The 24,657-nt window shown below is 69.6% G+C and carries 21 protein-coding genes; 19 read left to right on the top strand and 2 right to left on the bottom strand.

All coding sequences use genetic code 11. The features are described from left to right. Positions 1 to 3: 3 nt before the first annotated feature. Positions 4 to 1,125: a GNAT family N-acetyltransferase gene (locus tag ACIBUY_RS05930; protein ID WP_365567385.1), complete on the top strand. Its 1,122-nt coding sequence runs from the start codon at positions 4 to 6 to the stop codon at positions 1,123 to 1,125. Positions 1,126 to 1,521: 396 nt separating this feature from the next. On the opposite strand, the gene ACIBUY_RS05925 is transcribed toward ACIBUY_RS05930, so the two are convergent. Further along, on the bottom strand, positions 1,522 to 1,935 hold the full coding sequence (locus tag ACIBUY_RS05925) for an ASCH domain-containing protein (RefSeq protein ID WP_365567383.1): 414 nt from the start codon (positions 1,933 to 1,935) through the stop codon (positions 1,522 to 1,524). Between the two features lie 44 nt (positions 1,936 to 1,979). Between ACIBUY_RS05925 and ACIBUY_RS05920 the strand changes: the two genes are divergently transcribed. After that, positions 1,980 to 2,558 carry a hypothetical protein gene (locus ACIBUY_RS05920; RefSeq protein WP_365567381.1) on the top strand — a complete coding sequence of 193 codons (579 nt, stop codon included), beginning with the start codon at positions 1,980 to 1,982 and terminating at the stop codon, positions 2,556 to 2,558. After that, positions 2,558 to 4,150 carry a terminase large subunit domain-containing protein gene (locus ACIBUY_RS05915; RefSeq protein ID WP_365567379.1) on the top strand — a complete coding sequence of 531 codons (1,593 nt, stop codon included), beginning with the start codon at positions 2,558 to 2,560 and terminating at the stop codon, positions 4,148 to 4,150. Before ACIBUY_RS05920 ends, ACIBUY_RS05915 begins: the two co-directional genes overlap by 1 nt. Before the next feature lie 43 nt (positions 4,151 to 4,193). Here ACIBUY_RS05915 and ACIBUY_RS05910 read toward each other — a convergent pair whose 3' ends face one another. Continuing rightward, the gene (locus tag ACIBUY_RS05910) at positions 4,194 to 4,571 is read right to left on the bottom strand and encodes a DUF6233 domain-containing protein (protein ID WP_365567377.1); all 378 of its coding nucleotides are present in this window, start codon (positions 4,569 to 4,571) and stop codon (positions 4,194 to 4,196) included. 181 nt (positions 4,572 to 4,752) lie between these two features. Between ACIBUY_RS05910 and ACIBUY_RS05905 the strand changes: the two genes are divergently transcribed. The 16 genes from ACIBUY_RS05905 to ACIBUY_RS05830 all read left to right on the top strand — a co-directional run bounded on the left by ACIBUY_RS05905 (position 4,753) and on the right by ACIBUY_RS05830 (position 24,657). Continuing rightward, positions 4,753 to 5,082 carry a hypothetical protein gene (locus ACIBUY_RS05905; RefSeq protein ID WP_399151893.1) on the top strand — a complete coding sequence of 110 codons (330 nt, stop codon included), beginning with the start codon at positions 4,753 to 4,755 and terminating at the stop codon, positions 5,080 to 5,082. A 6-nt stretch (positions 5,083 to 5,088) separates the two neighbouring features. Beyond that, positions 5,089 to 6,954 carry a hypothetical protein gene (locus ACIBUY_RS05900; RefSeq protein ID WP_365567373.1) on the top strand — a complete coding sequence of 622 codons (1,866 nt, stop codon included), beginning with the start codon at positions 5,089 to 5,091 and terminating at the stop codon, positions 6,952 to 6,954. Continuing rightward, on the top strand, positions 6,951 to 9,737 hold the full coding sequence (locus ACIBUY_RS05895; protein WP_365567371.1) for a phage minor head protein: 2,787 nt from the start codon (positions 6,951 to 6,953) through the stop codon (positions 9,735 to 9,737). The genes ACIBUY_RS05900 and ACIBUY_RS05895 overlap by 4 nt, the downstream gene beginning before the upstream one ends. Before the next feature lie 17 nt (positions 9,738 to 9,754). Beyond that, a complete protein-coding gene (locus tag ACIBUY_RS05890) occupies positions 9,755 to 10,033 on the top strand; it encodes a hypothetical protein (RefSeq protein ID WP_365567369.1) in 279 nt (92 codons plus the stop codon). A 242-nt stretch (positions 10,034 to 10,275) separates the two neighbouring features. Further along, positions 10,276 to 12,129 (top strand): major capsid protein, encoded by a 1,854-nt coding sequence (locus ACIBUY_RS05885; protein WP_365567367.1) that lies wholly within the window; start codon positions 10,276 to 10,278, stop codon positions 12,127 to 12,129. Between the two features lie 113 nt (positions 12,130 to 12,242). Then, complete coding sequence (locus ACIBUY_RS05880; protein ID WP_365567365.1) at positions 12,243 to 13,247, top strand: hypothetical protein; 1,005 nt, start codon at positions 12,243 to 12,245, stop codon at positions 13,245 to 13,247. 6 nt (positions 13,248 to 13,253) lie between these two features. Next, on the top strand, positions 13,254 to 14,195 hold the full coding sequence (locus tag ACIBUY_RS05875) for a hypothetical protein (protein WP_365567363.1): 942 nt from the start codon (positions 13,254 to 13,256) through the stop codon (positions 14,193 to 14,195). Between the two features lie 172 nt (positions 14,196 to 14,367). After that, a complete protein-coding gene (locus tag ACIBUY_RS05870; RefSeq protein ID WP_365567361.1) occupies positions 14,368 to 15,453 on the top strand; it encodes a hypothetical protein in 1,086 nt (361 codons plus the stop codon). Between the two features lie 359 nt (positions 15,454 to 15,812). Then, positions 15,813 to 16,289, top strand: coding sequence for a hypothetical protein (locus ACIBUY_RS05865; RefSeq protein WP_399151892.1), 477 nt, complete (start codon positions 15,813 to 15,815; stop codon positions 16,287 to 16,289). After that, on the top strand, positions 16,280 to 16,864 hold the full coding sequence (locus tag ACIBUY_RS05860; RefSeq protein WP_365567357.1) for a hypothetical protein: 585 nt from the start codon (positions 16,280 to 16,282) through the stop codon (positions 16,862 to 16,864). The genes ACIBUY_RS05865 and ACIBUY_RS05860 overlap by 10 nt, the downstream gene beginning before the upstream one ends. Further along, entirely contained in the window at positions 16,861 to 17,028 is a 168-nt protein-coding gene (locus ACIBUY_RS05855) for a hypothetical protein (RefSeq protein ID WP_365567355.1), read from the top strand. Before ACIBUY_RS05860 ends, ACIBUY_RS05855 begins: the two co-directional genes overlap by 4 nt. After that, positions 17,028 to 17,459 (top strand): HK97 gp10 family phage protein, encoded by a 432-nt coding sequence (locus ACIBUY_RS05850; RefSeq protein WP_365567353.1) that lies wholly within the window; start codon positions 17,028 to 17,030, stop codon positions 17,457 to 17,459. Before ACIBUY_RS05855 ends, ACIBUY_RS05850 begins: the two co-directional genes overlap by 1 nt. A 72-nt stretch (positions 17,460 to 17,531) precedes the next feature. Next, positions 17,532 to 17,987 (top strand): hypothetical protein, encoded by a 456-nt coding sequence (locus ACIBUY_RS05845; protein WP_365567351.1) that lies wholly within the window; start codon positions 17,532 to 17,534, stop codon positions 17,985 to 17,987. Positions 17,988 to 17,990: 3 nt separating this feature from the next. Then, the gene (locus ACIBUY_RS05840) at positions 17,991 to 18,602 is read left to right on the top strand and encodes a hypothetical protein (RefSeq protein ID WP_365567349.1); all 612 of its coding nucleotides are present in this window, start codon (positions 17,991 to 17,993) and stop codon (positions 18,600 to 18,602) included. A 2-nt stretch (positions 18,603 to 18,604) separates the two neighbouring features. After that, positions 18,605 to 22,267: a hypothetical protein gene (locus ACIBUY_RS05835; protein ID WP_365567347.1), complete on the top strand. Its 3,663-nt coding sequence runs from the start codon at positions 18,605 to 18,607 to the stop codon at positions 22,265 to 22,267. A 14-nt stretch (positions 22,268 to 22,281) separates the two neighbouring features. After that, positions 22,282 to 24,657: a hypothetical protein gene (locus ACIBUY_RS05830; RefSeq protein WP_365567345.1), complete on the top strand. Its 2,376-nt coding sequence runs from the start codon at positions 22,282 to 22,284 to the stop codon at positions 24,655 to 24,657.

Genomic DNA, 24,657 nt, shown 5'->3' with positions numbered 1-24,657 from the left:
CCGGTGAAGACCACTGTCTCCGTCTCCCACGAACTCCAGCGCACTCCACGGGTGATGCAGGTCGAGGCCCGCTTCGACCTGCCCGCGGACGAGAAACTGGCCCGCACCTGGACCGTGGACGCGCCCATCGAGGACAAGGACTGGGCGATCGGGCTCATCGTCGGCCCCTCCGGATCAGGCAAGTCGACCTGCGCGAAGGCGATGTTCGGCGACCGGCTCATCCAGGAACTCGACTGGCCCGACAAGGGCGCGCTCGTCGACGCGTTCGCCGACGACCTCTCCGTGAAGGACATCACCGCGACCCTCAACGCCGTCGGCCTCTCCACAGCCCCGGCCTGGCTACGCCCGTACAACACCCTGTCCGGCGGCGAACAGTTCCGAGCCCACGTCGCACGAGCCGTCCTCGAGCATCCCGACCTCGCGGTCATCGACGAGTTCACCTCCACCGTGGACCGCCAGGTCGCCCAGATCGCGAGCGCGGCAACCGCGAAACTGATCCGCCGACGCGGCTCCCGGATGGTCGCCGTCACGTGCCACTACGACATCGAGGAGTGGCTCCAGCCGGACTGGGTGTTCCAGCCGCACGTCCCGACGTTCACGTGGAGGCAGGTTCAACCCCGGCCAACCGTCACGGTCGACGTGCGCAAGGTGGACGCCTCGCTCTGGAAGGTCTTTCGGGTCCATCACTATCTGAGCGCCAACATGCCCGCGGGCGACTGCTACGGCGCGTTCATCGGCGACGAGTGCGTGGCGTTCGGCGTCGTCGCCCACTTCCCCCACCCCAGCCCGAAGGCCCGCCGCATCCGCCGCCTGCGCCGGCTCGTCGTCATGCCGGACTGGCAGGGCCTGGGAATCGGCACACGGTTCGAGGAGTTCTTGGCCGACCTGTACGTGGCCAAGGGCTACCGCTTCCGCTCCGTGACGACTCACCCCGGGCTGATCCGCTACTACCTGAAGAGCAAACGATGGCACTGCGACACCCGACCCGGTCAGATGATGCTGGGTGGCGGGAAGAACGCCCACAAGGGGCTCGCGAAGCATCAGGCGGACGTGCGGATGATGAACTGCTACGGCTTCGAGTACCGCCCAAGGACCCGCGTCCCCGCGTCGCCGGCAAACCCCTGAGCCTTCCGCAGCTCGCGTACGCCTACGGGGTCGAACTCGTCGACTGGAGGCCGGGAAACGCGCGCTCGCGAGGCCTGCTCGTGCACAACGGCCCCGGTCTCGCCATGGCCACCTTGGACGCGTGCCCGGGGCTGCGCTGGGCCCTCGACCTCACCGGCCTCGTCAAGCCGGTGCCGTACGGGATCCGCAACTTCCTCATCGGCGCCTCGCGCACCGCCCCCGTCATCGCGGGCGCGCTCGTGTTCTTCGCTGACAAGCCCGACGCCGCACTCGAAGCACTCGTCGGCCTGTCCGGCTACCCCGCCCGCTTCATCTTCACCGGCAACGTGCCCTCCTTCGGAAAGCCCTCGCCGCCGTGCCAGTACTGGCCGGTGTTCGACGACTTCGCCGACGCCGTCAACCGTGCCACGTCCACAACGACAGACGTCCCCGCGCAGGGATCGCCTCCTCGAACTCGACAGGGTTCGCGAGCACCCAGTGGTAGTAGCCGTCCAGCGCACTCCAGTGATCAGAGTCCGTGACGATGTCCACCAAGTCGACGTGTCCGACGATGCACCCGAGCACGTTGTCCCGCGCGACCGGGGCGACCTGCCCGCGTACGTGCACGCCCTCCAGGTCCTTCTCCGTCAGACCGAAGCCGTGGTCTCGCTCCGGCTTCTGCGCGGAGTGCACGTACAGACGGCCCCGGTACTTGGGTGCCCACGAACGGTTTTCGATGATCTTGTCGCCCTGCATGATCCGGCTGACATACGGCTGCCGGATCGTCAGCACCGGCCCGAGCGGACCCGTGATCGTTTCCACCTGTTCCATACCGAATTCTATCGGAGAAACCCCACCTGACCTGGGGAAATGTCATGCCAGCAGATAAGACGCCGATCACACTCGACCCAACCCTCGACCCGTGGGAGCAGCAACGGCCCCGGGAGTCGGACGACAACTACCGGCGCTTCGAGGCATACCGCGACATGAAGGACCGCAAGGTCCGCGCCCTCGCCGTCGAGATCGGCCGCTCACCGGCCTACCTGCAAAAGCTCGCGACCCGCATGCACTGGGCCGAACGCGCCCGGGCCTGGGACGTCGAGCAGCGCCGCAAGGACGAAGCCGTCCTCGACGAGGCCCGGCGCGCCCACGCCAAACAGATGGTCGCCGCGACCGGCCTGGCGCTGCGCACCCTGGTCAAGGGCTGGCGTGAGGACCGTGACCTGTCGAATGCCGAACTGATCAGGCTCCAGCAGGTGTTGGCTCAGGCCATCGATCCGAAGACCGTCACCGTCCAAGGCTCGGACGAAGCGCCGGCGATCCGCATCACCGCCGTCCCGCTGACGGAGGAAGACCGCCTGGCCGAGCTCCGCGCCATCGCGGCCGCCGCCTCAGCGCGCGCCGAGGGGACGGACGACGTCACCATCGCCTACGGCGACGAGGACGACGAGTAGTGCTCCACTACGCGCCCCAGCGCGACCCCGAGCAGGAAATGGAGCGGGCCCGCTATCTCGCCGCACTCGGCGATCCCGTCTCCATGGCCGTCTCCGTCGACCCCACCTTCAACCCGCGCCCCCACTCGCGTCTGATCGGCAACGCACTCGCCAAGGTCGCAGCCGGGAACGCGAAGAAGGTCCTGATCACCACCCCGCCCCAGGTCGGCAAGTCGACCACGGCGGCCGTGTGGGGCGTCTTCTGGTGGCTCGTCAGAAACCCGACCCACCACGTCATCATCGCCTCGTACGGCTCCGAGTTGGCCGACGAACGCGGACGCCAGATCCGCAAGCTGATCCGCACCTACGGAGCCCGATTCGACCTCCACTTGTCCGCCGACCGCTCCTCCGTCTCCGACTGGCGCCTCACCACCGGCGGGGGAGTGCGCTGCGCAGGCATGGGCGGCTCCCTGACCGGTCACCCCTGTGACTTCCTCGTCGTCGACGACCCCCACAAGAACCGCCAGGAGACCGACTCCCCGACCGTGCGCAAAAGGGTCGCGAACTCCTACTCCTCCGACCTTGTCTCCCGCCTGTCGCCCGGCGCCCCCACCCTCCTGATCCTGACCCGCTGGCACGAGGACGATCTCGCCGGCCGCCTCCTCAAGGCCGAGGGCCGCACGGAAAACGGCGGTGAGTGGACCGTCATCCACCTGCCGGCCATCGCGGACCTCAAGCTGACGCCCGCGGGCGACCCGCTCAAACGCAAGCAGGGCGATCCCCTCTCACACCCCAAGATCGCCACCCGGGACAAGGGGGCACTCCTCGCGCACTGGTACAGCAAGCGCTCCTCCTCCACCCCGTACGACTGGGGCGCGCTCTACCAGGGCGACCCGCAACCGGTCGAGGGCGCGCTCGTGACCGCTGAACTCATGCGGGAACGCACGCACTTGTCAGGCGTCCCCGGGCCGCGCCGGATCGGCGTCGCCGTCGACCCGAGCGGCGGCGGACGCGACGAGGCCGGGATCATCGGCGGCTACATCGGCACCGACAAACGCCTCTACTGGACCCACGACCGCTCCGGACGCATGACCTCCGACGCTTGGTCACGCGCCGCGTGCACGCTCGCCATGGAGACGAACGCCTCGGTCATCTACGTCGAGAAGAACTTCGGCGGCGACCAGGCCGAGCTGGTCATCAAGACCGCGTGGAAGATGCTGCGCGACGAGTGGGCCGACGAACACGACCGCGGCGACAAGGCGCACCTTGGGCCCAATCCGTACGAGAAGATCCCCCCGCTCGTCGAGGCCAAGAGCGCGAAGATCGGCAAGCTGTTGCGCGCCGAGCCGGTAGCCGGGCAGCTCCGCGAGGACCGCATCCGGCTGGCCGAGCAGATGCCCGAGCTGGTCAAGGAGTGGTGCACCTTCCAGGCCGACTCCTCCTGGTCCCCCGGACGTATCGACGCCTCCGTCCTCCTCGCCGACCAGCTCCTCGGACCGCCCTCGACAGGGCAGGCCGTCAACAGCCCGCAGGGATCCCGTGAGGCCATCACCAACCGCGCCCACCAGCAACTAGGCGGCCCACGCATCGGCAAACGCTCCTACGGCGGTTGACGCCTGCCTCTGGGGTGGCAGCGGCCTCGGAGGAGAGACGTCTTCAGACGCCGTCTTCCGGAAGGGGAGGCGTCCAGTTCAGTACCGCCGAGCGCAGCCCGGGCAAGGGATTGCAGATCTCGCACGCGGTGAGGCCGCGCTCGTCGTACTGGAGAGCTGCCTCGGGCCCTTCGAGGAAGTCGGAAGCGCCTCGGTTGTGCTGGCATCCGCCGCGGTGGATGCGGTCCGGTTCCTCGTCGCTGTGAGTTTCCTCGATGGTGAAGCGCGACTCGCGGTAGGCGATCTCCCGCTTCCGCTCCCAGTCCACGATTTCCTTCTCCAGCCGGTCGATCGAATCGCGGGTTTCCTTGAGTTGCCACCGCAGGTACGTCTCGACGACGAGGGCCGCAGCGAGGCGCTTCTGTGGTGTTTTTTCGGCCATGTGTTCGAGTCTAAGGCTTGGGTGGGTGTGGGTGCGCTAGTTCGGTGCCGTCCCTCATCTGTGACCCTGTGTGATAGATCCTTCACTCAGGCGGCATGTAGGCCGTAAGATTTGCGGCGTGACGATCACTTTGTGGGCATTTCTCTTGATCGTGCTGAGTGCTGCGAGAGTCACGCGGCTGGTGACGACCGACACGATCACCAAGCCGGTACGCGACTACTTCGGGCGTCGGGCGCTCAAGGCCTACAAGGCGGATCTCGCCGACCGCGAGCGCCCGGCCGATGAAGCGGCCGGTGATCCGCCGCCGGTGAAGCCGGTCGACGAGCGCGGCCTGTACGCGGGCATGACCTGCGCCTGGTGCACCGGCTTCTGGATCGTCCTGACCGCGTTCGCCGTCCGCTACTGGCTCGGCGACTGGCCCGAGACCGCCCTCGGATGGGCAGCCGCCGCCGCACAGGTCGCCGCCGCCTCTTGGCTCGTCGGAGCCCTCAACCAGCGCTACGCCCGGTAAGCCGCCTTGCCGACGCTGCCCCGACCCCGAGCGCTGCGCACCGCATCCCTGATCGCGAGCGCCGAACTCCTGCGTTCCCCCCGCCCCACGACGGGCAAGTCCGTCAACCGCAACCGCGCCCGCTCCTCCTTCTCCCAGCTCCCCGCCGCCGCGGGCTGGCAGACCGACGCCTGGGCCTTCTATCGGCGCTGCGGCGAACTGCGACAGGGCGTGCGCTGGCTCGCCAACGCCTGCTCCCGCGCCACCCTCAAGTTGGGCACCGTTGACCCGCGCGGCGACGGCACCCCCGTCCCCGTCGACGACCAGGCGCTCATCGACCGCTACCTCACCTCGTGGGCCGGCGGCGCCGACGGGCAGGCAGAACTCCTCGCGCAGATGGCCATCCACGCCACCGTCGTAGGGGAGTGGTACCTCGTCGCCTACGCTCACCCCGATACCGGCACCGAAGTCTGGAGCATCGCCTCCCGCGCCCAGTTGCAGACCACCGGCTCCGGCGAGGACGCCCCGTTCAAGCTTCAGATCGACGAGCAGCGCTACGTGGAACTTGCCCAGGGCGAGTCGTTCGTGTCCCGGATCTGGCGCCCCGACCCCGAGCGTTCATGGCAAGCCGACAGTCCCGTACAGCCGCTGCTGCCAGACCTGCGGATCCTGTGCGGCCTCACCGCCCACGTCAACGCCACCATCGACTCCCGCCTGGCCGGCAACGGCATCCTCGCCGTCCCCCTAGAGGCATCCCTCACCGGCGCGGAGACGGTCCCGGTCAACGACGCCGACGGCAACCCGCGCGAGGACACCGACGAGTTCATGGACGAACTCATCGAGAACATGGTCCCCGCGATCACCGACCGCGACCGCGCCAGTGCCGTGGTGCCCATCGTCCTGCGCGCCAAGGGCGAGGACATCAAGAACATCCAGCACATCGACATCTCCTCCAAGTTCGACGAGCGCTCAAGCGAGTTGCTGGCACAGGCCCAACGCAAACTCGCCATCGGGATGGACGTCCCCCCGACCGCGATCCTCGGCAGCGAAGAGGCCAACCACTGGACCTCCTGGCAGATCTCCGAGGAGGCGGTCGATCTCCACGTCATCCCCGTCCTCAGGCTCTTCACGCAGCCCGTCACCGACCGGTACCTGCGCCCCCTCATGGAGGACGACGGCATTCAGGACGCCTCCCGGTACGTCATCTACGCCGACACCACCGAACTGACCCTGCGCCCAGACCAGTCCGACGACGCCATCCAGCTCTACGACCGCGGTGAACTCTCCGGCGAGGCGTTGCGCAGGGAGATCGGCTTCGGCGACGGCGACAAACCCTCCGATGAGGAACGCACCCGCCGCGCGCTGTGGAAGCTGGCCGAGAACCCGCAGATGGCGCAACAGATCCTCTCCCAGGCCCTCGGCATCGACCTAGGGCCCTCAACTCCCGCGCCCGGTAGTGGCGGTCTTGGCGCGGGCCCGTCGGCTGCGGGCGCCGGAGCAGGGCAGCGCCAGGCCCCCGCAGCCGACACCGGGCGGGGTGCCGAACCCCGCGCCCTCCCGGCCCAGCGTTCCGATACCGGCATGGCGCTCACGGCGGCCGCCGACATGGCGGTACGCCGCGCACTCGAAGTCGCCGGCAAACGCATGACGCCGGGGCGCACCTCCACGGACACCACCATCCCGGCCTGGCAGGTCCACACGACGTGTCAGTCCTTCACCGACATGGCCCGTCTCCTGGACGGCGCCTGGACCCACCTCGCCGCCTGCCCTTATGCGTCCGCCGAGGCCATCGCTGCCGTGGACCGCTATACGCGCCACCTCATCACTAGCCGACAGGCCCACGATGTCGCGATGCTGACCCGGCACCTGCGCGACGCGGGAGTCCTGCGATGACCCTCACCGTGCTCATCTCGCGGGCGATGGAGGCCTTCCGTACGCGCCTTACGGCCTGGCTCACCACCGCCCGCGAGGTCGTCGCCCGGCTCGGAGTCAACGGCTGGCCCTCCGACTGGGCGACGGCCGTCCCGCCGACGCTCGCACCGTTCCTGATCGAGGCGTACATGAATGGCGCCGGCGGCCTCGCCGCCGCCCACCCTCGTGCCGTCCAGTACGCACAGCAAGCCGTCGAACGGATCGGCGGCGGCCACTGGGAGACGAATACCTTCCGCAAGCTCACCGGCCTCCCGCCCGACCAGCGCGGCGCCCTCTTCGACATGGCCGCTCACGAAGCGTGGGCCAACGCCCTCGTCCAGACCGAGTTGCGCTCGGCCATGAACGCGGGCACCCTCACCGCCGCGCTCCTCAACGCCGCCGAGTCCGGCGTCCCGATGCTCAAGACGTGGCGCATCCACATGCCGCTCGACGGCCGCACCCGCGACGCCCACATGCAAGCCAACGGCCAGACCGTCCCGGTCGACCAGCCCTTCACCGTCGGCGGGGAACGCCTCATGTTCCCCGGCGACCCCACCTCAGCGAGCCCCGCACAGACCTGGCACTGCCGATGCTCGCTGCGCCTGACACCGGCCCCGCTCACCGCATCCGGAGGAACCATGCCCGTCACCACTGCGCAGGCCGGGCCGGAAGCCGGTCCCGACGACATCCGCTTCACCGGCCCGCTCGCCCCCATCGAGCAGGACTCCGGCGACCAACGCCGCCTCGGGGCGACTGAACGCCTGGACACCCGTGAACTTCCCCTCCCGCTGCTGTTCCAGCCGAGCCTGGCGGAACGGCACCAAGGCGCCGTGCAGGGGCTGGCTATCCTTCGTCACGCCTGGGTCGAGGGCGGCGTCCTGCACGGCAGCGGCACCTTCGACGGCAGGGACCCCGACGCGGCGAAGGTGGCCGACAAGATCGCCCGGGGCTACCTCGGGTGGGTCTCCGTCGACCTCGACAAGGCCCTCATGGAGCTCGACGACTCCAACCCCGAGGCCCCTGTCGAGGTCGTACGGTCCTGGCGCCTGACCGGCGCCACCTTGGTCGGACAGCCCGCGTTCGACAAGCACGCCAAGATCCGCATCCTCGACGACGACGAAGAACTCCCCCTCGGCCCGGCCATGCAGGACCCGACCGCCCCCGAACAACAGCAGCCCGCCCCCGGGCTGCTCGACGGCATCGACCCCGGGACCAGCGACGAGAACGCCCCGACCGTCGACACAGACGCGGACGAGATCCCCCCGAGCGACCTCGACCCCACCGCTGAACCACTCGACGAGCCTGCCGCCGATGCGCCGACGGGCAAGCCGACCTCGCCGCGCCCCGAACCCAAGACCAGCGAACCGGACGGCGAAGACGACGAGAAGAAGCGCCCGTTCGCGCTCGACGCCGACACCCGCCAGCGAGCCTCGCTCGTCGCCTCCTCCATCCCCGTCGCCCCGCCCGCCGCCTGGTTCGACAACCCCGGCTTCGACAAGCCCACCGCGATGCACGTCACGCCGGAAGGACAGGTCTTCGGACACCTCGCCGAGTGGAATTCGCCCCACCTCAGCTTTCCCGGCCGCAAGGTCTTCGCCCCCAAGTCCCCGACCGGCTACAAGGAATTCCACGTCGGCTCCGTCCTCACCGCCGAAGGCACCTACCTCTCCGTGGGCACCCTCACGGCGGGCACCTCACACGCCGAGCACGGCCTCACCGCGAGCGAGACCATGGCGTTCTACTCCGACACCGGGTACGGCGCCGCGATCGTGCGCGCAGGCGAGGACCAACACGGCATCTGGGTCGCCGGCTCCCTCACCCCCGGCGCCACCCCCGAACAGATCGCCATCCTGCGCAGGGCACCCCTGTCGGGGGACTGGCGCGATAAGGGCCACGGCCTCGACCTCGTCGCCGCGCTCGCCGTGAACCGGCCCGCCTTCCCCGTCCTGCGCGCCTCCGCCTACCTCCACGACGACAAGCCGCTCTCCCTCGTCGCAGCCGGCATCGTCACCGAGACCGACGCCTTCGACAACTGGCCCGACAACCCACAGCAGACGATCCCCGGCATCGGGCAGTTCGCCGCGCAGATGACGGCCGCACTCGCCCAGCTCCGCGAAACCATCACCGCCCTCGGACAGCAGATGGCAGCCGTGCGCACCACCGGCGTGGCACAGCGACGGACCACGCCCGGCGACGACGACCACGTCCGGGTCCTAGCCCAGGCCACCCAGCGCATCAACAGGGCCCGCACCGACCACCTCGCCGCCCGCATGAACGCACACCGTCAGGCAATGGGAGCCGGGACCCGGATCGGCTCCGACCCGCGGGAGAAAGACCTCGACAGCACCGACGACGCGGAGGGCGAACCACACGCCACCGACGACTGGATCCTCGAGGTTGCCGACCACCCCGACCTTCAGCCGACCCCGGAAGACGTGGCGTACTGCGAGCAGTTCGCCAGCCAACTCGACGGCCCCGACGACGCGCAGGCGTTCGCGAACTGGGTCGAGAAGTCCAAGGTCGGCGGCGGCCACCTCCCCGAGATGATCCGGTCGCTGTCCAAGAAGCTCACCCGCAAGGGGATGACGAAGGGCCATGCCATCGCTGTGGCCGTGAACGCCGTCACCCGCATGTGCCTGACCGGCGATCTCAACTGGAAGGGCCGCCAGAACGTGAACCCGAAGTCCCGCGCGCGAGCCTGTGCCAACAGGACTCAGTGGGAAGCGATGAAGGCCGAGGCCCGCGCCAAGCGGGCCGCGAAGTAGCAAGAAAGGTAAGGCGCATGGGGTGCTGTGGAGGCGGCGGTGGATACCGCGTCGGTCAGTGGGACTCGGGGCAGACGCCACCGAAGGGCGCGAAGGTGTGGCGGCACAAACTGCCCGAGGGGAAGTCGTTCTCCATCGACGCGCTCAGCGGCGAGGTCAGCGTGGTTGATGCTGATCAACTGTCCGAACGGGAGAAGCCGCAGCCCCATCGGGACTTCGTGACGTGGGTGGAGGCCGACGCGAGCCGGGCGTTGCACCGTACGGGTGAGTATTTCCAGACGATCGCCGAGGGATGACCAACTTATAGACCGTTGAGCCCAGTTGTGGGCTTATGCTCCGTTGTGCAGGTGTGTACCACGCCAGTGGCACCCCCCAGGGAATTCGTGCGGACTCCCCTGGGGGGCGCCTGCACCCAACTCAGCGTGTCCGTCTGGCTGTGGGCCGGGATGCGAGGAAGACCCGTCTGGCTGTGGGCCGGGGTCGCAACAACCCGCCGATGCGCGGGTGTTGACGCTTTCTCGCATCAAGGACACTCGCGATGAACCGCGAACAGCTCAACTCCCTTCTCCAGCAGCTCGCCGACGCCGCCGACGGCCAGGCACGCGCGGAGATCATCAACGCTGCGATCAGCGAACTCGGCGCCGAGGCATCAGCGGAACTCGCCGAGAACGCGCTGGCCGCCTTTGACGAGATCGCTGACGCCGACGGCTCGCGCACGGACGCCGAGGTCGCGACCATCACGCAGCTCGCCGACGTCGTTGACGCCGCCCGCGACCGTCAGAGGACGATCGCCGACGCGGAAACGGCCCGGCAGCAGCAGATCGCCGAACTCCACGGCCGCGTACGCCCCCAGGGCTCCGACGCGCCCGCCGACACCGAGGACGAGCCGGGCACGGGCCTCGACAGCGAGCCGGACGTCGAGAACGCCCCGGTAAGCGAGAGCGAGGGCGCGCAGGAGTCTGCCGCGGCGCCCGAGGCCGCCGCTCCGACGCCGGTCGCCGCATCCCGCCGCAGCGGGAACCGACTGGGGTCGCTGCGCTCGGACCGCACCCTGCCCGGCAACGGCAGCGGATCGAACTGGTCACTGACCGCGTCGGCGGACATCCCCGGCTACAACACCGGCCAGGAACTCTCCTTCGACCAGCTCGTGGACGCCGCGACCCGCCGCATGCAGGCCCTCGCCCGCATCGGCCGCTCCAACGCCGCGTCCGGCGGCGTGAACATCGCCCAGTTCAACCTGACGCGCTCCGACTCGGGCCTGATCGCCTCCAGCGAGCACGACTCGCGCGTGCTGGACTACGCCGCAGACGAGCGCCGCCTCAAGGGCGGCTCCCTGGTCGCCGCGTGCGAAGGCACCGTCGCGCAGGGGGACATCTGGTGCTCACCGTCGGACACGCTCTGGGAATTCTGCCCCGACATGGCCTCCCGCGAGGGCATCCTCGACCTCCCCACGATCACCGTGCGCCACGGCGGCCTGCGCTGGCCCTCCACCCCGGACTTCGGCACCGTCTACGACAAGCTCAAGGAGCACACCTGGTCCTGGGAAGAGGACCAGCTCTGCGAGGACGACCCGCTCGCGCGCCCGGTCAAGCCCTGCGCCGAACTGCCCTGCCCTGACTGGAACGAACTGCGCCTCCTGCCGCGCGGCATGTGCATCAAGGCCGACATCCTGCGCAACCACTCCTGGCCCGAGCAGGTCCGCGACTGGACGCAGCGCCTCATGACGGCACACGAGCACCTGATCAACGCCGACACCATCGACCGCATGGTCAAGCGCGTCGACCACACCGTCACCTACGGCATCGAAGGCAGCGGCGACGACGCGGGCTACCACTACGGCCCCGGCGCCGTCCCGAGCCTGCTGGGAGCACTTGAGCTCCAGATCGAGAACATCAAGGCCCGCAACCGCATGGCGCGCGGCACCACCGTCGAGGTCGTCCTGCCGTTCTGGGTCCACGGCCTGCTCCGCTCGGACCTGTCCAAGCGCCTGGGCGTCGACCTGATCGCCGTCCCCGACTCGCGTATCAACGCCTGGTTCGCGCAGATGGGCGCCCGCGTCCAGTTCGTCTACGACTGGCAGGACCTCGACGTCGCCGACCCGACGACGCTCAAGTCCTGGCCGCAGCAGCTCCAGGTCCTCATCTACACCGCCGGCGCCTACGTCGCCGCGCGCCAGGACATCATCAGCCTCGACTCGATCTACGACAGCGTGAACCTCCTCGGCGACGCCACGCACCCGTCGAACAAGTACATCTCGCTGTTCACCGAGGAGGGCTTCCTCCTCGGCCGCAAGTGCGGAACGGCCCGCCTCCTCAAGATCGACCTGTGCGCCAACGGCGCCACCACCGGAGGCGTCGTGCCCGAGGCCAAGCAGCTCTGCCCGGCCATCTAGCCCGCCCTCTGTAGGCACTTCACTCCCTGCGCCCCGGCCGCGAGCCGGTCTGTTCCCTGTCGGTGGATCACCGGCCGGGGCGCAGGGCCAGCCCACAGAAGGGAGGGCACAGCATGACCACCCCCACCGCACCGCCGGCCGCCTACGCGCCGCTCGTGCAGGTCCAGCAGCCGCAGGCGCCCCCGCGCCGCCACGGCCTCTACAGCGCCGCGACCGTCATCGACGAACGCGTCCGCCAGGCATACGCGCAGTGGACCACCGACACGTGTGCGCAGGGCGATTACTGGGCGCTGTGCGACCCCGAACGCCCCGGCAACGAAGACCTCAACGACCACCCCAAGCGCACCGAACAGCCCCGCTGGGACTCCGCGTGGCCGATCGGCCTGTACGCCGGCCTGGCATGCGGGGACCTGCGCACCGAGGACATCGACCGCCGGGTGCGCGTGCGTCTCGACGCGGTCGAAGAACGGCTCATCGAGCGGGCCCTGTGGTCCGACCAGGCCGGGATCCTGCCGACGCTGAAGTCCGAACGCACCGTGCTCCTGGCCGAGGACGCTGTCGATCTCCAGACGGCCGTCGGCCTCCTCGAAGAGGCCCTCGGCAGTGCCACCTCGGAGCTCGGCGTCCTGCACGCCCCGCGCCGCCTCGCCGCCCCCGCCCGCGCGAAGAACCTCGCCAATCCCGACGGGCCGCGCCTGAGGAGCCCGCTCGGGGCGCCGTGGGCGTTCGGCGCCGGATACGGGCGCAGCGGGCCCGACGGGACCGAGAGCAACGGCACCGCGTGGATTTACGCCACCGGACAGGTCACCGTCCGCCGCGATGCGGTGCAGGTGCTCCCCGGCACCTCGCCGCGCATCGCGGGCTTCTTCGACCCGCCGTCCAACACGCACTACGCGATCGCCGAGCGCGTCGTCCTCGTCACCTTCGACTGCCCGCTGTTCGCGGTCCCGGTCACCGACGACACCCCCGCCCTGCCCGCGCTGCCCGCCCCCGCGCGGGTCAGCGCCGTCGGCCTGGCGGACAAGACGAGCGCGCTCATCACGTGGGCCCCCGTACCCGGCGCCGAGGCGTACGAGGTCGACATCGCCCCCAACACCACAGCCAAGAAAGCCAAGTGAGGAACCATGGCTACCAAGTGCTTTACCCCGGTGCTCGGGCGGCGAATGCGGCTGACCCGCGTCGACGGCTGCGGACGCCCCATCTATGGTGCCGGCTCCCAGGCCGTCTCCAAGGGCTTCATCACCGTCACCTACTCGGCGGAGATCGCCGAGGGCGAGGAGATCGAGCAGACCAACGCCGCCGGCGAACGGTGCGTGTACCTGAAGGTCCCCGACTCCATCAAGTACATCCAGGCGGAGATCCAGTTCTGCGAGGTCGACCCCGGCCTGGTCGGACTGATCAACCCGGCCAACGCGCTGGAACTGGACGCCCGCGGCGACATTGTCGGCTGGCGCGAGTCCGTGGAGCCCTCCGACTCCGGCGGCTTCGCCCTCGAAGTCTGGACCGACGTCCAGGGCGAATCGGCGTGTGACGACCCGAACGCGACCGGCGCCTGGGGCTACATCCTGTGCCCCTGGCTCACCTCCGGCGTCATGGGCGACCTCGAAATCGGCGCAGCGAGCGTGAACTTCACGTTCACCGCGAACGCCCAGGCCGGCTCCCGCTGGGGCGTGGGCCCGCACAACGTCGTCGCCAACGCCGCCGGTGCTCCCTCCCCGCTCCTCGCGCCGATCGGCACGAAGGAGGTCCGCCTCATCCGGCAGACCACCATCGCCCCGCCTCCGGCGACCTGCGGCACGATCGACCTCCCGGCCCCGGGCGGTGCCACTCTCACCGCGACCGTGGACTCCTCGGACTCCATGAAGTTCACGTTCAAGTGGACTGGCACCGCCGCCGACGACACGGTGGTCAACTTCGCGTTCGGCGACGGCCAGACAGGCACCGCGACCGTGCAGGACAACGCCGCCGAGGCGACCCACACCTACACGCAGGCGGGCACGAAGATCGTCACCGCCACCGCGGAGGGCGAGACGGTCGCGGCCTACGCAAACCCTTCCCAGTCCTGATCGCACCCCCCGCTCTCCGCGCTGACCCGGCCTCTGTGTCGGAGACCAGCGCGGAGATCCGGTGGGGCGTGGTGCCCGGCGCCGAGAGCTACGACGTGACGGTCGAGCCATCGGGAGCGGCGCGGGGTGGCACTGCCCAGGACACCAACCCGACCACTGAAGGGAGCCGGTAATGCCCACCGTTGTCGGTACCTCGTACACCGCGACCGGGCTGACCCCGGCCACCGAGTACACCGTGACCGTCAAGGCGATGCGCGACGGCCAGGCCGGCGAGCCCGCCACGGCGACGTTCACGACCAAGGGCGACACAGCCCCCGCCAAGCCCACCACGCTGGCGGTCAAGACTGGCCCCACCACGGCCGGTGCTGTCATCTCCTACGCGTCCGCTGGCACCCCTGCGGCCACGAAGTTCGAGCTTCAGCGCAAGCTGAAGTCCGGCGGCGCGTACGCCACAGTCGCGACTTCGGCCTCGCCCGCTGACCGGGAGCTGACCGACCCGGGCCCGCTGACTGCGAGCACCGCCTACGAATGGCGTGTTCGCGCCTTCAACGGCGACTCCCTGCCTGCGGACTCCGAGCCCGTCGAGGGCACCGTCCCGGACCCGGCACCGGCCATCACCAAGCCGTCGTCCCCATCGACGCTGCACCCGCCCTACGACGCGTGGGAGGGCAGCGCGCCCACCTCCGCGAACGGCAAGGACGTGACGCTGTTCCTGGCCAATACCGAGGGCCCGGACATCGACTGCGGCACGCTCGGCAGGGTCGCCTCCGGCGCCTGGTCCGGCAAGCCGCTGGACACCGCGCTCGCCGGCGGCCAGCACGACTACTACGTGACGGTGGACGGCAGGGAATCCAACAAGGTCACCATCACCAACGACGCTGTCCAGCCCGTCATCGGAGTTCCGGCCGACGGCGCCACCGACGTGGGCAAGCGCGCCCAGATCTCGGGCACCTTCACCGAGGCGACACCGGCGGAGTCCAAGCGCGTGGCGGTGTTCACCTCCGAGGACGGCGGTGCGACGTTCGACGAGATCGGCACCGCGAACGTCGGCGAAGGCGAGACGACCTGGACCGTCGACCCGAGCAAGGACATCGGCCCGTTCGGCAGTGGGCGCACGCTGATCGCCGGCCTGTACTTCGGCGACGCCGGCTACCAGGCCAGCGACTCCGTCCACGTGACGCTCGCTGCGTCGGCGCGCGCGGCGAAGGCTGCAGCCCAGGCCGCCGACGAGAGCACTGACGCGGAGGCGGGCGAGTGAGTACCGCCGCGATGGAAGGAGCAGCGTCGGGCCTCTGCGGCTGGGAGCCCGACGACCAGTGCTGCCCTGGAAGAGACCAGCTCCCCGAGGGCGTGTGGGAGTCCTCCGTCGCGGCGGCCACCGAGATCCTTTTCCGCCTGACCGGCGCGCAGTTCGGCGCGTGCGGGCGCATCGTCCGCCCGTGTCACACGCCGTGCCCCACCAGCGGGTGTGACGTCTGCCCCGGGCGAGGGGAGGGCCCGGGGTGGCGCCCCGCCATCGTCGGGGGAGACGTCTACAACTTCAGCTGCAACGACGCCCGCGGATGCGGATGCGGTCCCGCAGTACCCACGCTCCGCCTGCCGGGCCCGGTCCACAAGGTGGTTGGAGTCGTAGTTGACGGGGTCGAGCTGGCGAAGGATGCGTACGCGGTCTACGACCAGCGGGAGTTGGTCCGCCTCGACGGCAAGGGCTGGCCGTGCTGCCAGCGACTCGACAAGGCGCTCACCGAGGTCGGCACGTGGGGCGTGAACTACGAGCGCGGAAAGCCCCTCTCCGTCGCGGGCCGACGTGCTCTGGGCGCGCTCGCATGCGAGTTCACGCGGCTGTGCGTCGGCGACAAGTGTCGCCTGCCCTCGCGGGTGACGAACGTGTCCCGCGACGGCGTGACGTGGCAGATCGACCCGTCCACGTTCTACGCCGAGGGCCTGACCGGCATCACCGAAGTCGACCTGTGGATCAAGGCCGTTAACCCCTATCAGCGTCAACGCCGCGCCAGCTCACGCAATATCGACCGCCCGCGCCCCGCACGCCAGCGCACGGACCCCTACGACGTGTGGGGGAAGCAATGGCCCTGACTACCCCCAAGGGGCGCGCCAAGTCCCCGTTCGGCGTGCTGCTCGCAGCTCTGACCGCGTGCATCTGCCAGCGCTACGCGGCACTCGGGATCCCACTGTGCGTGTGCGAGATGCGCCACCACGCAAGCCTCCTCATCGCCGATGACTGCGCGGACGCCTGCGCGTGCCGTGACGGAGCCGAAGGTGTCCTTCACTCCCGTGCAGTCGAGATCCGCCCCTACCAGGACGGCACTACTCAGGCCGGCCGTCCTTGCGCCGATCCGACGGTCGAGTACGAGATGGCGTTCGCCGTCCGGCGCTGCATCCAGCTCACCGAAGACGGCAGCGCCCCGTCCTCCGACGTCGCAGGCAACGAGGCCCATGACTTCCTCGTCGACGCCACCGTGATCCGCCATGCCTTGCTGTGCTGCGACATCTGGCACGAGGACTCCTTCGACGGATGGCGGCCCCGCCTGGCGAACTGGGACCCGCTCTCGGGCGGCGGCTGCGCTGGCGGCGAGCAGCGCCTCATCGCCGCCGGGCGTGAACGCCTGGGCCACCTCGTCTTCGAACCCGTCTCTCTGGAGGAGACATGACCGACACCACGGTGACCGTGCGCGTGGCCAAGCTGTTCGGCGGCTCCCCGCCCATCGGCACGGTCATGACCGTCACCCGTACCGAGTTCCTGGACAACCTCATCGCCCAGGGCATCGTGACGGTCGTTCACCTCCCGCACGAGATCGAGGCGGGGAAGCGCTGATGGCCCGCATCAACGAGGCGGAGCTGAACCGGCTGCTGTATGGCGCGGACGGGGTCGTCCACCGCGAAGTCGTACGCGTCGCCCGGCGCGTGCAGGCCGCCGCCCGGCAGGAGCTGCGCTCGGACACCGGCCGTCTGTCGGCGTCGATCCGCGTCGTCGTGCAGTCCCAGCCGTCCCGGCAACGCGTCCACGCCCGCATCGGTACGCGCCTGGACTACGGCTGGTACCAGGAGGTCGGCACCGGCCTGTACGGGCCCGAGCACCGTCTGATCTTCCCCCGGCGCGCCAAGGCGCTGCGCTTTCGCCCCCGAGGCGGGGGCCGTGTGGTGTTCGCGAAGTGGGTGCGCGGATCGCGTCCTCAGCACTTTATGACCCGCGGCCTCCAACGCGGTTCGCCCTGGCCCGTCGTCCTGCACTCACTGACCGCCTGAGCCAGCTGCGAGCCGCGCCAATTGGCGTCGTTCAACAGAAAACAAAACCTCGATCGAGATTCGGAACCACCCATGGCGCTGCACTTCACCACCGACGACTCCGCGACCAATGAGATCGCCCCGCCCATCCCCTTCGACCTCGACGACCAGGAACTCACCGCCCACTGCCCCAAGTCCCGCATGTGGTCCCGCCTCATCGGCGCCTTGTCGTCCGCCGCGACCGCGGCTGATGAACAGTTCGCCATCGGATCGTTCATGGACGCCTGCTTCGACGACGGCGACCGCGTCTACCTGGAGCGCCGCTACCGCGACCGCAACGACCCCCTCGACGACGAGGTCATGTCCAGCATCTTCGAGGCCCTGATGGAGGAATGGGCCCCGTACATGGGCGACGAGGTCGAGCGCGTCCGTGAGACCCGGGCGACCGCCGGAGCCCGAAACCGGTCCGAGCGCCGCCAACTTTCCTCCCAGCGCCCCGGACGCCCGCGCGCCGCCAAGAAGACCCCCGCAGCGAGCAGCGCCGAGTAGCCGATGGCCGAACAGGGTGCCCCGTACTGGGACGGCGCAGCAGCCGACCCGCCCTTCGCGCTGTCCATCGGCGCGGAGGAGTTCACCGTGCCCGCGGTCGACACGGGCTGGTGGCTGGGCATCCTCGCGGACGGCGACTGGCCCGCGATCTACCACCTCATCAACCGTGCGAACGACCAGGAACTGGCCCTGTTCGTACAGGAAGCCGACCTCACCCAGGACGACCTGCACCGCCTGTGCGCGGCCGTCGCCGAAACCGTCGCCGGCTGCACCTGGCCCATGGCCGTACGCCTTGCCCAGCACCACACCCACGGTAGCCACATCGACATCGCCACCCCGCTGCTGTCCGTCGCCCCGCACCTCGACCCGCTGACCGCCCCGCTTCGCCAAGTCCTCACCGCGACCTGGGCAGTCATCCTCGGCGGCGCAGACAAGGAACCCGAACGCCAGCGGCTCCGCGCGACCTACAACTCCGCCGAGGGCACCAACGCGCCCCCCAACCCCGAACAGGCCAAGGGCGCGCCGCCCCGCGCCGGAAGCAAGTACCGCCGCTTCGACGACGCCGAGGCCGCCGCCGCGTTCCGCGCCGCCTCCGGCGAAAAGATCGGAGGCTGAACGTGTCCCTCGGCGAAGCCATGGTCGACATCAACGCCAACACCGCCCCCTTCACGCGGACCTTGCGGCGCACCCTGCGCGACCAGTCCATCAACATCCGCTTGAACGCGAACTGGAACGACTTCCGTCAGCGCGTCCAGCGCCTCGCCACGAACGTCCGCGTGCGCCTCACACCGGACACCACCCGCATCCAGGCCGCACTGCGCGCCGCCCGCTACCGCGCCCAGGTCGCCCTCCAGCCCAACCTGACCGCGATCCGCACCCGCCTCGCCGCGCTGCGACTGCGGGCGACGGTCCGCCTGGACGACAACCTCACCGCGCTCACCGCCCGGTTCGCCGCGTTCCGCACTTTCGCCGCGCGCCGCATCCGGGTCCTGCTCGACACCCGCAACGCCACCCGCGCACTCGGCCTGATGGACCGCTCGCTGCGCGGCGTCGTCGGCGGAGCCGGAGCCCTGGCGAAGTCGATGTTCACGCTGAAGTTCGCCATCGTGCAGCTGGTCAGCCTGGCCCTGCAACTCGCCGGGGCGCTCGCCCCCATGTTCGGCATCCTCGCCGCGCTCCCGGCCGCCGCGATGGGCGCCGCAGCCGGGTTCGCGGCCGTCGCGCTCGGCATCGACGGCATCAAGAAGGCCGCCAAACCGATGTCTCCGGTCATCGACCGGATGAAGAAGACCCTTTCCGCGACCTGGTTCAACCAGACCGCCGGTGCCTTCAAGGCTCTGGCCGCGTCGATGGGCCCGGTCGAGGCCGGACTGAACAAGATCGCCCGTACGCTCGCGCAGGCGACGAGCAACGTCCTCACCTACGTCGCCTCCGCGCAGGGCATGTCCTCCATCACCAAGATCCTGGAGGGAAGCAACAAGGCGTTCGCCGGACTCGGCGCCGGACTGCAACCGCTGATCAAGGGCTTCCTCGACCTGGCCGCCGCGATCAGTGAGGCGTTCGGCGCGAAGGCCGGCGCGTGGATGCAGAACATGCTGACCCGCTTCGGGCAGTTCATGACCGCCGCCGCCGAATCCGGCCGGGCCGTCGAGTGGGTCGGCAACGCGCTCACGGCATTCCGCGAGTTCGGCCAGGTCCTCAAGCTGATCGGATCGATCTTCTCCTCGGTGTTCAAGGCCTCCGAGGCCGCCTCGAACGGGTTCATGTCGTCAATGACCGCAGTGCTGCGGGTCGTTGACGACTTCCTGAAGACCGCGCAGGGCCTGAGGGCCGTCGAGTCGATCTTCCGGCTCCTCAACACCGTCGTCGGGACCCTCGCGGCCGTCCTCGGCACTGCGCTCGCCGCCGTCGCCCCCTTGCTGCCCACCCTGGCCGACCTGGTCGACGTCATCGGCAAGGGCCTGGTCGACGCCGTACGTGCCGTGACTCCCGGCCTGCAGCAGATCAGCCGCACCCTGGCCGACGAACTCGCCGGCACCCTGCCGTCGATCACGTCGATGCTCGGCACGTTCGTCCGCGCACTGACCGACGCCATGCCGATCCTGACGCCGTTGATCGAGGGCCTGATCAAGATCACGGCCGCGCTGATCAAATTCGTCGCCCCGCTCGCCCCCGCCATCACGACGATGTACCTGCTGGTCAAGGCGATCCTTGCCGTCAACGTAGCCCTGCGAGTGCTCCAACTGACCATGATCTCCACGGGGATCGGAGCGATCATCGTCGCGATCGGCGTCGCCCTGGTCCTGGTCTGGCAGAACTGGTCCACCATCACCAAGGCCATGGCCACTGCCTGGCGCTGGCTGGCCGACAAGGTCTCCGCAGGCTGGCAGGCCATCCGGGCCGTGTTCACCGACATCCCCGGCACCCTGTCCACGATCGGCGGCTGGTTCGCCGAACTGCCCGGGATCATCGGCCGCGCCCTGGGCAGCCTCGGCTCGCTCCTCGCAGGCTGGTTCCAGGCTGCCTGGGACTGGGCGTCAACCGCCGTGCCGCAGTGGATCTCCTCTGTGGCCTCGTTCTTCGGCGCGCTGCCCGGCCGCATCGTCGCCGCCCTCGGAGACCTCGGCACACTGCTCGTTCGGTGGATCTCGGCGGGCTGGTCATGGGTGACTGGCACGCTGCCCGGCCTCATCAACGACGCCTCGAAATGGCTCGTCGGACTGGCCGTGAAGATCGTCCTGGGGGCCGGTGACCTCGCGTACGAACTGGGCAGGTGGGTCGGCAAGGCGATCGCCGCCGTGGTCACCGGCCTGCCCACCCTGATCGGCCAACTCGTCGGCTGGTTCGCCGGTCTCGCCGGACGTCTCGTGCAGGCCGCGGGCGACTTCGGAACTCAGCTCGTTCAGTGGGCGAGCTCCGGACTCAAGTGGCTCGCCGACTCCTTGCCCGGCCTGATCGACACCGTCGCGACCTGGTTCGCGGAGCTTCCCGCCAAGCTCATCGAGAAGGCCACCGGCCTGGGCGAACGACTCGTCGAGTGGGGCAAGGCCGGCTTCCAGTGGCTGATCGACAACCTGCCCGGCCTCATCGTGGGCCTGGTCACGTTCTTCGCGACGCTGCCCGGCCGGATCATCGAGTGGGCCAAGGACCTTGGACCCCGGCTCGTGGAGTGGGCCAAGGCCGGATTCCAATGGCTGGTCGACAACTGGCAGACGGTCGTCATCGTCCTGCTCGTCGTCGTCGCCGGTCTGCCGATCTTGATCATCGGCGCGCTCGGACTGCTCGGCTACCTGCTGTTCCAGTTCTTCCTCGGCGTGTTCAAGGAAGCCGGACCGGCGATCCTCCAGGGCGCCCTGACGATGATGCAGTTCGTCACCCAGATTCCAGGCATGATCGTTCAAGGCCTGTTCACGCTGGGCCAGTTGCTGTTCGGCCTGTTCACGCAGGCCTTTCAACTCGCCCTGCAGGCAACGATCACCGGAGCGATGGCAGTCGTCGGCTGGGCGAGCCGCCTGCCCGGCCTCGTCCTGAGCGCCGTGCAGGCGCTGCTCGGGATGCTCGGCGCGTTCATCGGCTCCGTGTGGCGCAACGCCACGGTCATCTTCAATCAGGGCGTGCAGGCCGCGGTCCGGATCGCCTCGCAACTGCCCGGCATGGTGCTGCGCGGCGTCCAGTCGCTCCTGTCGGACCTGGGTTCCTTCTTCACCCGCGTGTGGACCGGCGCGCGAGATCGGACAACGGCAGGCGTCCAGGCCGTGGTCTCCTACGTGCGCGGCGTGCCCGGCATGATCGTCGGCGCCCTGGGGGACCTGGCCGCCAAGGTGGGCGCGGTCTTCCAGAAGGCCTGGGAGAAGGCCAAGCAGATCGGCCAGTCGCTGCTCAACTTCGCCCGCGACCTGCCCGGCAACATCGTCTCGGCCATGGGCGACATCGGCGGCAAGATCACCAGCGCGATCAAGTCGAAGGTCCCCGGCCCGATCAGGAAGTTCCTGCCGTTCGCCGACGGCGGCATCGTCCACGGCCCCACCCACGCCCTCATCGGCGAAGCCGGACCCGAAGTCGTCGTACCCCTCTCCCGCCCCCGCCGAGCACGGGAGTTGCTGTACGCGTCGGGAGCAGCACGACTCCTCGCCGACGACCGCAACGGCGACAAGGCCTGGGACAAGGCCGCCAAACAGGCCGCAGGGCCGCTCGTCGGCACCTTGCAGATCATCACCCCCGCCACCGACCCGGAAGCTGTCGCCCTGTCCGTCGCCGCACGCATGGCGCGCGCCGCCTAGAAAGGACCCTGACTGTGGCGTTCGCCGGATACCTCGACCTCGGGTCCGTCCCGCTCATCGACAACGAACTCACCCACCACCTCGCCACCGAGGCCGGGCTCGGCAACGTACTGCTCTGCCCGCCCTGCACGATCCCCGACGTCGGCTGGCGCACACGCAGCGTCGAGCGGCCCCCGTGGTGGGACGACGCCGTCCCCGCCTCGAAGGAGTTCCTGGGCCTGTCCGGGCTGGAGATGTCGGGCCTGACCAAACCAACCCGCTCGCGCACCGTCACCGCCCTCGCGCACGCCGGCGGCTCACTGGGCCGCCTCACCGCTGCCCACCGCGAGATCGCAGTCCGCGCGACGGCGCTCGCCACCAGCGACGCGGGGATGTCGTACGGCATGGGCTGGCTCGCCTGGGCCCTCGCACACGTCGACGCCGAACACGACGGCACCTCCTGCGGCTCCTGCGCAGGATCCACCGCCCGCCTCCTCGCGTACTGCCCCACCGACCCGGCCGACGAGAGCGCCTGGCGCACCCTGTACGAGGTCGGCCTCCTGGACTGGGACGCGGACCCCGAGATCCGGCGCGGCGCCGCGTCCTGCACCCACGGGCGCGTCGTGATCGGCGAGGTCACCTTCGTCCTCGCCGCGGCCCGCCCCTGGCTCCACGGCCCGCAGATCACCCTCGCCGAACAACTCGGCTTCCTCACCCCCACTCGCTGGCCCTGCCAGGGCTGGGTCCCGCACAGGCCTGGCCAGCAGGGCAGCCCGTTGGACTGCGCGATCTCCGTGATGGACGAGTGCATCCAATGGGTCCCCGCCGACGAAGGGTTCTGCCGCGCCGACTCGTGCAACACGACCCGCTCCAACGTCCTCGATCCGGTCCAGTCCACCGGCACCGGCACCACCACGCAGGGCTGGACCTTGACCAGCGAGCGTCGCGCACTGATCGACGCGGACATGAGCAGCCCGGCAGCGTGGACCACGGTGTCCTCGTCCACCGAAGACGGAGTACCAGCTACGGATCCGGCAGCACCGAGGGGACTGGCGCTGGAGTGGACACACCGCTACGACATCCAGACCACGGACGTCATCGGCTACGACCCCCGCCTGCTGTACGAGACCGAGGTGTGGCTGCGCAGCGTCGAGGAGCCCTCCGACCTGGACGCCAAGCACTACTCGGGCCTCATGGGGCACACCGCCGACGGGGCGTACTGCAACGCGCGCGGCGAGGACACCTACGGCGGCCAGCACTACTGCACCGTCGGCGGGAGGACCATTCCGGTTGCCGGCACCTACCGGCACGCCGCCGGCTACCTCAAGGGCCATGCCCTCGCAGGGGAGAACGGAACCGGCGGTGAACGCCCCGACGCGAACAGCCCCGGTGTCATGCACGCCAACGTCGCCGCCGTACGCGGCTTGGTGTTCGGCCTCTACGAGGACCTCGACGGCCGCTCTCGCGTGGGCGGGATGACCGTCACCGTGACCCCCAACCCCGGCGCGAAGATCGAACTACGCGAAGGGCGCGCCGGTATCGCGGACGGCTCCGCAGGCGTCGTCGTGCGCTGGAAGCACCCCACGATGCCGGGCTGGCCCGTACGCCCCGGCCACACCGTCGACTTCACCGCCGAACTCGCCAAACTGCCCTACGCGCAAGCGCAGTTGGTCTGGATGAACGACGAAGGCAGCGTCCTCAGCATCTACAGCACGACGCCGGGCGAGTCGGGAAAGGTCAGCGCGACCGCTCCCGAAGATGCTTCCTATGTTGCCCCCGAGGTCGTCGTACGCTCCGCGCTCGAAGCATGGCAGCCGATCGGGGCCGCCGAACTCCTCGCCCAGGCCCCCTCGACCGCGCCCGGCTCGGCATGCGACCCCAACCCCTACTTCGGGGCACCTAAGCCGCCGCCCACACTCCCCGTCCCAGGCGACACCGCGTCCTGCATCGCCACACTCACCCCCGCCTACGCCACCACGCAGGTCCCCGCCGGGCGGGCCCCGGCGCACGCCGAGATGGTGCCCTCCATCGTCATCCACGCAGGCGCCAAGCCGGTACGGAAGCTGTCCATCAAGATCTACCGCGCCAACGGGATGCTGCCATGTGCGCCGGAGAACCTAGACGAGTGCGACCTCGTCGCCACCTTCGGCGTGCCCTACCTGGGCGCCGGCACCGTCCTGTCGCTGGACGGGCGGGCCGGGTGCTTCACCAAGATCTGCGCGGACGGATCGGTCGAGGACAACGTCACCATCTACAACGGCAACGGCCGCCCCCTGCGCGAACTCCCCACCTTCTCCGCAGCCGAGTCGTGGTGCGTCGTCGCGATCGCCGACCGGGGCGAGATCGTCGACCCCGAAGCCGTCACCGCCACGATGTCCATCATGGCCTCCCCGCGATGGGAGGCCGCCTGA

Origin of the sequence: Streptomyces sp. NPDC050085, assembly GCF_044460595.1 — a bacterium.
In the GTDB taxonomy this organism is placed as follows: Bacteria; Actinomycetota; Actinomycetes; order Streptomycetales; family Streptomycetaceae; genus Streptomyces.
Note: the sequence above shows the minus strand (reverse complement) of the source record. Positions and strands in the feature narration are given on the sequence as shown.

Bases quoted from the DNA above. Each gene is read 5' to 3' on its own strand.
- ACIBUY_RS05910 (WP_365567377.1), bottom strand. From the start codon at position 4,571: ATGGCCGAAAAAACACCACAGAAGCGCCTCGCTGCGGCCCTCGTCGTC.
- ACIBUY_RS05845 (WP_365567351.1), top strand. From the start codon at position 17,532: ATGGCGCTGCACTTCACCACCGACGACTCCGCGACCAATGAGATCGCC.
- ACIBUY_RS05895 (WP_365567371.1), top strand. From the start codon at position 6,951: ATGACCCTCACCGTGCTCATCTCGCGGGCGATGGAGGCCTTCCGTACG.
- ACIBUY_RS05920 (WP_365567381.1), top strand. From the start codon at position 1,980: ATGCCAGCAGATAAGACGCCGATCACACTCGACCCAACCCTCGACCCG.
- ACIBUY_RS05885 (WP_365567367.1), top strand. From the start codon at position 10,276: ATGAACCGCGAACAGCTCAACTCCCTTCTCCAGCAGCTCGCCGACGCC.
- ACIBUY_RS05870 (WP_365567361.1), top strand. From the start codon at position 14,368: ATGCCCACCGTTGTCGGTACCTCGTACACCGCGACCGGGCTGACCCCG.
- ACIBUY_RS05860 (WP_365567357.1), top strand. From the start codon at position 16,280: ATGGCCCTGACTACCCCCAAGGGGCGCGCCAAGTCCCCGTTCGGCGTG.
- ACIBUY_RS05880 (WP_365567365.1), top strand. From the start codon at position 12,243: ATGACCACCCCCACCGCACCGCCGGCCGCCTACGCGCCGCTCGTGCAG.
- ACIBUY_RS05925 (WP_365567383.1), bottom strand. From the start codon at position 1,935: ATGGAACAGGTGGAAACGATCACGGGTCCGCTCGGGCCGGTGCTGACG.
- ACIBUY_RS05875 (WP_365567363.1), top strand. From the start codon at position 13,254: ATGGCTACCAAGTGCTTTACCCCGGTGCTCGGGCGGCGAATGCGGCTG.
- ACIBUY_RS05890 (WP_365567369.1), top strand. From the start codon at position 9,755: ATGGGGTGCTGTGGAGGCGGCGGTGGATACCGCGTCGGTCAGTGGGAC.
- ACIBUY_RS05855 (WP_365567355.1), top strand. From the start codon at position 16,861: ATGACCGACACCACGGTGACCGTGCGCGTGGCCAAGCTGTTCGGCGGC.
- ACIBUY_RS05850 (WP_365567353.1), top strand. From the start codon at position 17,028: ATGGCCCGCATCAACGAGGCGGAGCTGAACCGGCTGCTGTATGGCGCG.
- ACIBUY_RS05840 (WP_365567349.1), top strand. From the start codon at position 17,991: ATGGCCGAACAGGGTGCCCCGTACTGGGACGGCGCAGCAGCCGACCCG.